The 12,697-nt window shown below is 54.1% G+C and carries 6 protein-coding genes; 1 reads left to right on the top strand and 5 read right to left on the bottom strand.

The annotated features are described in order from the left end of the window. From QME66_10920 to QME66_10900, 5 genes are all read right to left on the bottom strand, one after another. A partial coding sequence (locus tag QME66_10920; protein MDI6809476.1) for a transposase occupies window positions 1–183 on the bottom strand: 183 nt, incomplete at its 3' end. A gap of 214 nt (window positions 184–397) precedes the next feature. Continuing rightward, the gene (locus QME66_10915; GenBank protein MDI6809475.1) at window positions 398–3,433 is read right to left on the bottom strand and encodes an efflux RND transporter permease subunit; all 3,036 of its coding nucleotides are present in this window, start codon (window positions 3,431–3,433) and stop codon (window positions 398–400) included. A 42-nt stretch (window positions 3,434–3,475) separates the two neighbouring features. Then, window positions 3,476–6,772: an efflux RND transporter permease subunit gene (locus tag QME66_10910; GenBank protein MDI6809474.1), complete on the bottom strand. Its 3,297-nt coding sequence runs from the start codon at window positions 6,770–6,772 to the stop codon at window positions 3,476–3,478. A 94-nt stretch (window positions 6,773–6,866) separates the two neighbouring features. Continuing rightward, complete coding sequence (locus tag QME66_10905) at window positions 6,867–7,919, bottom strand: efflux RND transporter periplasmic adaptor subunit (GenBank protein ID MDI6809473.1); 1,053 nt, start codon at window positions 7,917–7,919, stop codon at window positions 6,867–6,869. A gap of 167 nt (window positions 7,920–8,086) precedes the next feature. Next, window positions 8,087–9,319: a PP2C family protein-serine/threonine phosphatase gene (locus QME66_10900; protein ID MDI6809472.1), complete on the bottom strand. Its 1,233-nt coding sequence runs from the start codon at window positions 9,317–9,319 to the stop codon at window positions 8,087–8,089. Window positions 9,320–9,952: 633 nt separating this feature from the next. On the opposite strand from QME66_10900, the gene QME66_10895 reads away from it, so the two are divergent. After that, the gene (locus QME66_10895; protein MDI6809471.1) at window positions 9,953–12,556 is read left to right on the top strand and encodes a DUF3160 domain-containing protein; all 2,604 of its coding nucleotides are present in this window, start codon (window positions 9,953–9,955) and stop codon (window positions 12,554–12,556) included. The last annotated feature ends 141 nt before the right edge of the window (window positions 12,557–12,697 follow it).

The raw sequence follows: 12,697 nt of genomic DNA, 5'->3' as shown, positions 1-12,697 counted from the left end.
CTCAGTGGTCAAACCATCTGAACGACGACCTTCATCCAGGTCTGCCTGCTTCACCCAGTTACGAACCGTCTGGGCTGACGGCTCAAACTTCCGGCCCAGGGCCTCTGCACTCTCCCCGGCCCGGGCCAACTCAATTATCCGCCGCCGGAACTCCGGCGGGTACGCAGGACGTGACTTCGGCATCGTGGCTCCTCCTCCCCCAAAAGGTAAAGTGTCCACGAAACCGGGTCAACTCCAACAAGAGGGTACGCCGACATTATTCCTTTGCCCAGAGGATTTACTCGTTCCTCTCTTGAGTGAGACACGAAGACCCAGAGAAACTTCGTCCTCGAGCCCGCCGATGTCATTGATTAATCCGATGGGGTACATTATTAGGAATTCTGGGCAGATGAGCAGATCAGGAGCGCCGGGCGTCGGCTCTCACACGGCCGACCCATGCCCGCGCATCATCCAGAAGGACATAGATAGTGGGCAGAAAAAGGAGCGTAACGACGGTCGAGAAGCTGAGTCCGCCGACAATTGCACGGGCCATGGGGAAATACGGAGGACCGCCGCTGCCGCCCACCTGAGTCTTCACGATGGACAGGCGAACGAGACTCAAAACAGTTGTCCCGGCGGTCATGAGTATCGGCCTCATCCGGTGTCGGGCACCCTGGAGGATTGCAGTCTCACGGTCGAGGCCCTCAGCCCTCAGCTGGTTCACATGGTCAACGAGCACAATGCCGTTGTTAACGACGACGCCAATGAGGATGAGAATTCCAATCATCCCCATGATCGACATCGTCGTCCCGGTCGCAAGGAAGAACCAGAACACTCCGACCACGGAGAAGATTATCTGAGTCCAGATTGCTGCCGGGAAAAGGAGAGATTCAAAAAGCGAGGCCATCACGAAATAGATGAGCGCGAGCGCAAGGAGCATATTCATGAGCAGTGTGTTGAACATTTGCTTTTCCTCGGTGAAGCTCTCGCCATAGTTCCACGTATATCCCGGCGGAAAATGAAAGCTCTCCATTGCCCGCGAGATTCTCTTTTTTGCCTGTCCCATCGTGATATCTGCCAGGTTAGCCGTAACCCCGATGGCGGTCGTCCGGTTTTCACGATGGATGTTTCGCGGCCCGGGCCGGACTTCGAAATCTGCCACGGATGCCAGCTTTACAGGATCGTCGCCGCGCCCCATGAGCGGAATGTTCTCAAGCTGCTCGAGAGACTGCCTGTCCGTGTCCTGAAATTCGAGCCGCATCCCGACTTCCCCTTCTTCGCCCCTGAAATGCCGGAGGTTGATGCCGCGCATGGCGGCAGACACGACCTGCGCGATTTCCTCGGTTGACAAACCCTGCTGCCTGGCCCGCTCACGATCAACGATAACCTGTATCTCTTTCTGGCCTACCTCGGCCTCGGAACGGACGTCCTTGAACCCGGGAACTCTCGATATGGTCCACGCGACATCCTTCGCGAGCCCGATAAGCTCCTCGCTCGACTTTCCGATGAGCTGGATTCTGACTCTCTCACCCTGACCCATCTGGCTCCGGAAATCAAAAGAAGGATTCGCAATCGCCAAGACCGGAAGCTTCTTCCGGATCGCATTCTCGATCTCCTTCATCGACTTTTTGGCCGCCCTGCCTTTCGTGAGGAGTATTGTCGACGACGCGTAGTTACCCTGGTAGAAGGAGTAGATTGATTCGATTTCGAATTCATCCTTATGGTCGAAAAGATACTTCTCATAGGTGTCAACCGCTGATTCCACTTTCTCAACCGTGTAAGTTCCGTTGATGTTATAGAACAGCCTGAGCCGCCTGTCCTCCGGGTTATCAAACATGTTCATTTTGACAAACTTGAGCGGTACGGCAACGCTGAGCAGCACACCGAGTATGATTAAGGCGGACGCCTTGTGGTGGCGGAGCATCCATCCAAGCGTCATCTCGTAGCGGTCCATCAGACGGTCGATCACGGTTTCCTTCTTTTTCGGGGGAACCTTGATTCGAGATGCCAGGAGAGGAACAATCGTCTGCGCGACAATTAGGGAGACGCCCAATGCAATGCAGATCGCAATCGAAACGTGCTTGAGATAGATGGCGATCTGGTCTCTCGGGCTCACAATATTCGGGAGGAACACGATGCAGGTCGTGATCGTTCCGGCCGTGACCGCGAGTGAAACCTCGCGCACACCGATCTTGACTGCTTCAGGTCCGGAAAGATCCATCAACTGATGACGATGGATGCTTTCTGCCACAACGACTGCATTGTCAACAAGCATCCCGATCGCGAGCATTAACCCCATCATTGACAGTATGTTGAGGGAAACTCCGAAGAAGTACATGAACGTTAGCGTCACAAAGAGTGAGAGCGGCACTGCAAGCGCTATCATCAGTGTCGTGGAGAGCCGCCGCAGGAAGAAGAATAGAACGGATACCGCGAGGCAGCCGCCCAGAAGGCCGGAGTTGAGCACCTCGCGGAGCGAGCTAACAACTGCCTCTGCTTGGTTGTCCATGTAGTAGATGTTTATGCCCGCCATCTCCGGAAGCTTTTTTGTCGCCTCGATCTCACGCACCACCTTTTTCGCGACCTCAACAAGATTGGCGCCAGCTTCCTTGTACACATCGAGCCCGATTGCGTAGCGGCGGTTGAGGTGTCGCCCGTATTCCAGCTCAGGATGCTCATATGCGACCGTGGCGATGTCACTGAGGCGCAGATCATTTTTTCCGACGACCATCTCGCCGATCTCGTCCATATTTGCGAATTCACCCATCGGTCTAACGACATATCTCTGATTCTCATCGGTGATCTTGCCCGCAGTGACAAGAAAATTGCAGGAACGCAGCGTCTCTACCAGACGCGCGATGTCAACGCGGTGCGCAATGACCCTGTCTGCGAGAAGCTGGATGTGAATCTCCTTCTTCGCGACACCGTAGAGGTCAACCTTGGAAACGCCTTCGATCCTTTCAAGACGGCGCTTGACATTCCGGTTGAGCATGTCATAGGCATTGCTGAGATCGCGATTACTCGAGATCCGGATGATAATCATCTGCATGTCGGAAGTTGAGAATTTCCTGATATAGAACCGCTCAAGATCACGCGGGAAGAGCTGCCGGATTCCCTCAAGCTTTTCCCTGGCTTCGAGCGCCTTGACATTTGCGTCCATCCCCCAATCGAACTCAATCTGGATATATGACCCGTTCTCACCCGAGTCGGACGTCATTCGTTTGATGCCGCTGATAGTCGCCAGAACTTCCTCAGCAGGCTTCGTGATCTGGCGTTCAATCTCCTCCGGGGTTGAGTTCGGATAGGGGATCTCGACACCGACAAACGGAGCGTCGAAAGCAGGAAAAAACTCAAGTGGAAGAAGTTTAGCGGCTATGATACCGACGACAACGAAGCACGCGAATGTCATGAGCAGCGTCACAGGGCGCCGCATGGATGTCTCGGCAAGATTCATGCGTCTATTCCTTGCTGTGCGCTGGAATCCGCGGCTTGCATTTCAGTCCTTCCTGTCAAGCGTCACATATACGACCGGTATCACGACCAGGGTAAGCAGCGTCGAGACCGAAAGCCCTCCGATTACCGTGATCGCCATCGGGGCACGGATCTCAGCGCCTTCGCCAATCCCGAGCGCTAACGGAATGAGACCGAGCACCGTCGTCAACGTTGTCATGAGAATCGGCCGCAGACGCGAGCGTCCACCCGCGATGATCGCTTCCCTTTTCTTCATTCCGCGATCCCGAAGCTGATTGACGAGATCGATGAGCACAATCGCGTTATTGACAACGATCCCCGCAAGGAGGAGGAGCCCGATGAAAACGACGACGCTGATCGTCGATCCAGTAACAGCAAGCCCCAGGACTGCTCCAACCAGGGCGAGTGGTATTGTGAAAAGAATAACGAACGGGTGCAGGAACGACTCGAACTGAGATGCCATGACGAGGTACACGAGGAAAACAGCCAGGATCAGCGCCAGCACAAGCGAGCGGAATGAGACTGCCATCTCACGGTTCTGACCTGCGAGGCGCGCCGTCAAGCCTGCCGGCATCGGGATGCTCCCAATGATTGCATTGATATCTGCAGCAGCGGCTCCGAGGTCACCGCGGCTCAGGTTCGCTGTCACCACCGCGACGCGTTCCTGGTCGGCACGTCTGATCTCGCCAGGCCCGGTGTCGAGAACAATATCTGCTACGGCATCGAGCGTGACGGGTGAACTGCTCTCGGGGTTGACGATCAGCTTGCGAATCTTTTCCACCGAGTTACGGTCGTTTTCGCTGACCCGGACAAGAACATCGATCTTGCGGTCGTGCCAGGAATAGCGCGTCGCGACGTCGCCCCGGACCTGGTCAACTACCCGCTCGGCAACGCGGTGCACTGGAAGCCCCAGAGCGGCCACACGCTCGCGATCGAATTTGATCTGAATCTCTGGATGGCCGCTCCGCATGGTGGATTTCACATCGGCAAACCGCGGTAGCGCCTCAAGTCTCGCTGCTATATCGTTGCTCACTCGCTTCAAATGCGCCAGATCAAATCCAATGACCTCAATCTCAACCGGGGTCTTGAAAGTGAACAGGGTTGGCCTGGAAAACTTGTATTGCAGGTCTGGTATGCCCTGCATGTGTCTTCGGAGATCGCTCATTGCACGGTTCTCGTCATTGCGGCCCGAGCCTGGAACAAGCATGACATTGAGCTCTCCCCAGTTCTCTCCCCCTTGCTCGGGATCAGCATCCATACGGTTTCCAGTGCCGGCCACGGAGAATGTCGTCTTAATCCCGGCGACATCGTTCGATGATCGCTGAACCTTCACGATATCTGAGTCCGTAACCTCGAGCGGAGTGCCCGGAGGGAGACGAAATTCAACTTTGAATTCTCCTTGCGAGAGCTGTGGGATTAGCTCAACCCCAAGGAACGGAATCATCGCCACGGAAGCTGCGAAGAGTACGGCAGCCACGATGACAACGTGCGCCCTGTGTACAAGGGACCATGCGAGCAAGTCACCGTAGCGGGCTTCCACCCTGTCATACGTCCGTTGGAAACCTCGCAGCACCGGGTTGAGGGCCCTTCGCAAATTGTGCGAGACTCCGCTTCCGGTCCTACTCCAGAGTCTGACCCAGAAGACTGGAATGGTCGTGAAGGCCAGTATTCTTGTCCGACGTGTCAGTCTTCGGACACGCCCTACGGACTTCGACACTGGTGCTGAAATGGCTTGTTCCGCAGGTGCAGCGCGCTGCAGCGACGCAAGCATCGGTATGAGTGTGAGAGCAACAAGAAGGGATGCAAGAAGCGAGAATGTAACTGTGAGCGCCTGATCCCTGAAGAGCTGCCCGGCAATGCCCCTGACAAACACCAGGGGCAGGAACACCGCAATGGTCGTGAGCGTTGATGCTGTGACCGCACGCGAAACCTCACTGGCGCCGTCATTCACCGCATCGAGCGTTTTCTTTCCCTGCTGGCGATGTCTCGAAATATTCTCCAAGACGACGATGGAGTTATCCACGAGCATCCCGATGCCAAGCGCTATGCCGCCAAGGGACATGATATTGAGAGTAAGATTGGCACCGAACATCATGTTGAATGTGGCGATAACTGAGACCGGGATTGAGAACGCTATGATCACGGTGGCCCAGAAATTCTGGAGAAACAAATAGAGAATCAGTATGGCAAGGAGCCCGCCCACCAACGCGTTGCTTATGACCTCGTTCACCGCCTGCGTGATGAATGTGGACTGGTCGTAGACCTTGATAAGACTTGCCCCCTTGGGAAGCATGCCCTGGACACGTTTGAGCCTTTTGGAAACCTCACGTGACACGGAGACGGTGTTTGCGTCGCCTTCCTTGTAGATGGCGATCTCCACCGCCTCTTGCCCGCCAAGGCGCGTGATGGCGTCACGCTCCTTGTAGCCGTGTCTCACGGATGCGATGTCGCGGAGGTAAACGGGTTTGCCCGACCTCGTTGCAACGATGATGTCGTCGATCTCATCGATGGATTGAAACTGGTTTATGGTCCGCACAAGGAACTGTTGGGTGCCCTCTTCGAGCCGTCCCCCGGAGAGGTTCACATTCTCGGCGCCGATCTGCTGGGAGAGCTGCTCGATCGGGAGGTTGATCTGGGCAAGGCGACCCTGGTCGATGAGGACCTGAATCTCATCTTCGAGCCCTCCGCTCACCTTGACCGCTGCCACGCCAAGCGCAGCTTCAAGTTCCTTCTTGATTTCCTCTTCAGCGTACCGGCGCAGGTACTTGAGCTTCTCCTCATCGAACCCGCCCTGCACGACGGGTGCTCCAGGCCCAGCCTGTTTGCCTGCTCCGCCCTGGTCGGGATTTTTCGGACGCGCCTTTCCACCGGTCTTCTGGTCGCTTGTCTCCTTGTAGTAGAAGCCAAAACGCATGATGGGATCGAGCGAAGGATCGAAACGAAGAATCATCGGCCGCCTCATTTCGAGAGGCAACTCGATGGCATCAAGTTTTTCACGTACATCGAGTCCGGCATAATCCATATTCGTTCCCCACCCGAACTCGAGCACGACATCCGACTGCCCTGACCGCGAGATTGAGCTTACGCGGTTCACATTCTTAACGACACCAAGGGCCTCTTCGATTGGCTTTGATATGAGGTTTTCCACCTCGGCAGGTGCCGCGCCCGGATATTCGGTGCGGATGGTGAGCGTCGGGTAGCTGAGCTCTGGGAGAAGGTTTATTCTGAGGCGAAAAAAGGAGACGAAGCCGAAAAGGACGACGGCCAGGGTGAACATGGCAACCGTCACCCGGCGCTTGGTCGAAAACGGGATGATTTTCATCGTCGGACCGTCTTTTCTGCTGTCAAGTCTGGAGCCCTAAGGCCGAGAGCAGCGGGGACCATTCTTTTCGTAGACTCGCCCGGGGATGCATGTGTCATGGAGAGACAATTTGGACTTTGGTGCTGTCCTTGAGGTTGCTCTTCCCCACCGTTACGACCATGTCCCCCGGTTTGAGACCGGTCAGCACCTCGACATGGGCTGTGTTTGTGTAGCCCGTTTGGACGAGCTGGCGGTAGGCCACGCTATCGCGCACAACGAAAACGGCATTTTCCCTGTCCTCAGAGATGATTGCATCCTTCGGTGCCTTCAGAACATTTTGGTGCACATCGTAGATTATGTTTATCCGCGCAAACATGCCAGGTCTAAGGCGCCTTGACGGATCCCCCACTTCGACCGTGATTTTTACGGTCCCGGTTGAAGGATCGACAACCGGGCTTATGCGTTTGACATGGCCGGTAAACCGCTCTCCTGAGGTTGCATCCACGTTGAGCTGCACGGGAAGTCCGGCGCGGAGTTTGCTGAGCTGTCTCTCGGGGATATGAAGTACGGCAATGAGCGGATTCAGACCGGCGACGCGAAACACGGTCTGATTCGGCAGCACCATGTTCCCAATCTTGATAAGCCGTTCCGCGACCACACCGCTGATGGGAGTGCGGATTGAAGTGTACTTGAGGTCGAGCTCAGTGATTTCGTAAGCTGCCTTCTGCTGTTCGTACTCGTACTGGCTGTCTTGGTAAACCTCGGTGCTGACAAGGTTCTGCTTGTGCAAGTCGGCGTTCCGCTTGTAAACGTTCTTGAGCCTGTCGAGGTTGGCTCTGGCCTGGGCAAGCAGCACGGAAATCTTTTCGTCGTCTAGCCTGGCAAGGATATCCCCTGCCTTGACGTACTGCCCCTCTTCGACAACGATTTGCTTAACGACGCCTCCCACCTTGGCCACGACGCCAGTCTCATCCTCCGCGCTTATTGTTGCAGTCCCTGTGAAGCACGCAGCGATGTCACCGGCAGTTACAGTCGCCACCTCCACCGGGACCATGAGTTTGTCGTCCTTTTTCCCCTTCGCTTTCGAATTTGCCTTTCTGCTGCAGCCGGCGCAGGCAACTATGACGGCCATCAATAAGACGATGAGGACCAGGCAATTTCGTTTCATCGAACGTCTCCTTGGGCGCTTGTGAATCATTTGTCTATGAATACGATGCAGGGGGCATCCGGGTTTCAGTCAATCACGGTTCAAGGCTGTTCTCAATAGGGTTCCTGCTCCAGGAAAATCCGGAATTTGTCCGGAAACGCGCGGTTCCTTGCAGAGCTCTTCAGCGCCTATCGAGTCCTCTTGACGACCACAATCGTCTTGTCATCAGAGTGCTCCTCGAGGCGATTATGGATCTGGACATCCTCCAGGATCTGCTGGCAGATCTGTTTTGGCGTTTTGGTCTTGTGGTGCCGCAGTCGCTCTACGAGGCGTTCTTCACCGAACATCTCATGCCGCTCGTTTGAGGCTTCCACGATGCCGTCTGTGTAGAGCAGCAGGATATCTCCTTTCTTCATGATTGTGAAGGCTGACCCGTACTTCTCACGCGGGAATGGTCCCAGGATCTGCCCGGTGGCAGGCAGGCGCTCGGCCTCTTCCGTCTTTCCGCGGAGGAGGATTGGCGTGCTGTGCCCCGCGTTGACGTACGAGACCAAGCCATCTCCGGTGGCGGTAAACTCTGCGTACACCATAGAAATGAAATGCTCGGTGGTAAATGTCCGGTTTACCAGCTGATTGATCTTCGAGATGAGTGTGTTGATCTTCGTGTTGAACTGGATACCCATGCGGAGTGCGCCTGACACGTACAGGGCCTGCGCAGCAGCGGACAGCCCCTTGCTCGTTGCATCTCCGACGACGACGCCAAGCCGTTCCGTATCCTCGGGTGTCTGCAGATAGTCGAAGAAATCGCCTCCCACGACCCGTTCAGCGAGGGAGATTCCGTAGAGATCATAGTTATGGAACGTCATCTCGTGTTCTGGGAGAATGCTCCGCTGGATTTCCCGCGCCTTATCCAGGTCACGCTCGAGTTGCTTCGCTTTTGACTCGCTGCGGCGGTTCTTCAGCGCTGTTGTGAGGGCAACACCGATGATGTTCAGCGCGTACAGCATGTCATGACGCAGATACTCGGCATTGATGGCGATGACGTACTGGTAGAGGGGGTTTCCCTTCCACCGGATGTGTTCACCGACCCCGGTTGCCGAATAGTGGGAGATTCCCTTCCTGCGCAAGTAGGTGTTCGTCTCGGTCGTAATAATCGTCCCTTTCTTCGGAAGCTGCACGAACAGAGGGTAATCGCGGACGCGGATACGGAAGTTCCTGCTAATCAGCTCAATCTCTCCGTATTGCCGCAAGAGCCGGTACTCTCCCGAAGTGGAATCGAGTTTCCAGATACGTCCCCCCTTTATCGGGAATTCCTGGTTCTGGATGATTCGTTCGAGGACGTACGCAAGCAGCTGTTCCTCGGTGCGGAATTCCGCATCCGTAAGGAGCTTAATTGTCCGGTAGAGTTTATGTTGATCCATTAAGGGATAAGTAATTCCTGTCCCGCTAGGCCTGCGGTGTGCCTGCTGCGGAGCGTTCTAGCCCCGGTGCGCCCACGCAACCATCGTGTTGAAACATAAATCAGGGCTCGGGACTGGTCAAGGACAGATTGAGGTAGTCAAATCGATGCCAGCCGGAGCGATGGAGGTCAGAAGTAGTACCTGAATGAAAGGTAGTATAAGTTGATGCAGATTTGTGTGGAATTTGGAAGGTCCTTATGGTATCATACCGGCCGTCATCGGGGTCATGCAGCTGGCGACAGCAACCTTGCAGAAACTTTCTGTTGCACGACTTCATAGTCCAACATTCTTCACCGTTTGTTGAGGATTTCCGGGGCCTCATGGGCTTCTGGCCGCAACACCGCATCACGAATCACCTGCCGTACACAGAAGCCGGACAGCTTGCCGCTGCGGCTAACCTCGGATTGCTACCATGCTGATGGTGATCAGGTCTCTCAAGAGAATGCGGGTTACTGGAGTGCACTGTCGATCCCGCCATGAGAATTCGTGCAACACACGGTAGTCGTCTCTAGCAAAAGGAGGAACATGTAATGAGTAGCCAATTGTCTCAGGCAAGAACAGGACACGCACCTTCGATGTTTTAATGAGAAAATATTGGAGGGAGGTACGAAAAGGAATCGAAGTGTCTATGGACTAGTTCTTCTGGCATTCCTCACGGCGGGCTTCCAGGTCAAAGCAATAGGGCAGACAGGCGACTTCGACATTGATGCCTACAAGCAGTTCCTGTCAGAGCATCAAGATCTCACCTCAGCGGAGCTGCTTCAATCTCATCCTGCGGGGTTGTTTCATTCACAGGCAAATCTAACTCCATCGACCATTCACTATCTCGATAGCATCGATGTCAAATACCGGCTCACTGACTACGAAAAATCGCTTATCCGGCAGCATGACTTCATGGTCACGGAGCGGCTGTCCTATCCGTCGTTCGGCCATGCTTTCCTCGACGTGTGGCGTGAAGACCTACCGGTGTTTATCTCTACGGATGCAATCCTGCATGCACTGCACATGTCGTATGACAGAATCTTGTGTGGTGTAGAGGTCGAGATTCTTGTTCAAGAACTTGGCTCACTCCTCGAACAGCTCCACTCCCAGTTACCAACCCTCGCATCCCGCTACGCATCCAATCCGGAAATGAAACTGATGCTCAAAGACGTAGATGTCTACCTCACCATACCGCGAAAGCTGTTGGGGCAGACTGTATCTCCCTACTACCCAGAAAACCAGGCAACAGCCACCCAGTTACTGAGCTTGATTCAAGCAGAGCAGCCAGTGGATTTCCCCTTGTTTGCGAGCAAAGCGCGAAGTATCGATTTCAGTCAATTCAAGCTCAGGGGGCACTACACGTCCAAAGAGTATCCGCAGCTTGCGGGATATTTCAAGTCAATGATGTGGCTCGGGCGAACTGAGATCTACTTGCTCCCGCCACGTTCACTGAGTCCAACACCGACGGATGAGGATATCCGACGTCAAACGATCGACGTAGCACTAATCTCGGAAGCCGCGCAGTTAGCAAATGCCCTCCCATTGCTTGAAGAAATCGACAGCATCATTCGCTTCTTTGTGGGAGAGCAGGACAATGTGACACTTCCAAATATCCAGGAAGTTCTGGCCGCAGCCAACATTACTTCGGCAAATCAATTACTTAACACAGCCAATCTTCGCAGATTCCAGGACACACTCATAACAAAATCGTACGCATTTCAGAGGATACTCTCACAAATACTGATGAACGATCCAATGAACCCCGACAGTATCATTCCTGCTTCATCATTCTTGCTTCTGGGCCAACGATTTGTCATCGACTCTTACATCACTGGACAGGTTGTCTTTGACAAGATTCTCTACAGAGGCATTAGGGTACCGCGCATGCTGCCATCGGCGCTCGATGTGCTCTTCGCATTGGGAAATAATGCATCGGCACAGTTGTTGCAGTCCGAGCTGGATACTTACAACTACGGCAGTAACCTTGCCGCAGTGCGGTATCTCGTTGACCACTATGACCAGGAGTTCTGGAACAGCACGCTCTTTAATCTCTGGTTGAGCGCAATCCGTTCACTTAGCCCGCCAATGGACCGTGAGGGCCTTCCTTCCTTTATGAAAACAGCCGCATGGTGGCAAGAGAAAATGAACACCCAGCTCGCTTCCTGGGCGGAGTTAAGGCACGACAACCTTCTTTGTGCGAAGCAGTCATACACCGGTTCTGTCATTTGCTCGTATCCATACAGCTATGTGGAGCCGATACCTGAATTCTATGATGCAGTCGGAGCTTTCGCACAAATCGCTGAAGACAAATTCCAAAATATCAATTTCCCGAATGAGCTGGAAAGGAGATCTATCGTCGATTACTTCTCGATGATGCACGGAGTGGCCGATACTCTGTCTTCGATAGCGAGTAAAGAATTAAGCAACATGCCGCTCTCAAGTGCAGAGATGAATTTCCTGAGGCAAATGTTGTTTACTGTCTCCGGTTGCGGTGCTTCCTATAGAGGTTGGTACCCCAGATTGTTCTTTAGGGATTATGGTTCAGGGGGTCAGCTGCTGAAAAGTGATCATTTGGTGGCTGACATCCATACTGCACCCACCGATCCCGTCGGAAATCCGGTCGGCTGGGTTTTGCATGTCGGAACCGGCCCGGTAGATTTGGGTGTTTTTGTCGCTCAATTGCCTGGTCACGAGATGACCGCATTTGTTGGACCCGTGATGAGCTATCACGAATATCTTACAACAAACTTCCTGCGGCTTTCAGACGAGGAATGGAAAGCTTCGTATCTATTCAATTCTACCCGGCCATCCTGGGTTAACCTTTACTTGGCTGATGGTCGTGGCGAAAGCAAGGGGTCAGGCTTATGCCTCTTCGCTTCGACAGGGGTCGATAGCGGTCCGACGCCTGAGCCAACCAAGAAACTGCCCGAAACTCTTATCGTTCACAAAAGCTTCCCTAACCCATTCAGCTCGTCCACAGTCATTGGCTTCGCTGTCCCGCAGACTCTAGGCGATTCCTATTGTGAACTGACAATCTACAACCTCAAGGGGCAGGCCGTTAAGAGACTTCTGGGCACGGCCCTTCCGGCGGCGAATTACTTGACCAGATGGGATGCAACTGACGAGGATGGACGGAAGGTGTCAAACGGAGTTTACTTGTACCGTCTTAAGATAGGGACATCAACGATAACGGGCAAGATGAGTTTCATCAAATAGAAAAAGCTCGGGGCAGGAATGGCCTCCGGTGTCCGAATGTGACGCCGGAGGTTTCTTGCTTCAGATTATCACTGCCGGGACACGACACTAGTGTAGTGCGTCTAACGCTTCTTTACATTTGGTGACTTTGGCCAGGATGCG

This window comes from Candidatus Eisenbacteria bacterium, from assembly GCA_030017955.1.
Classification (GTDB): domain Bacteria; phylum Eisenbacteria; class RBG-16-71-46; order JASEGR01; family JASEGR01; genus JASEGR01.
This window is presented reverse-complemented; position numbering and strand designations above follow the sequence as displayed.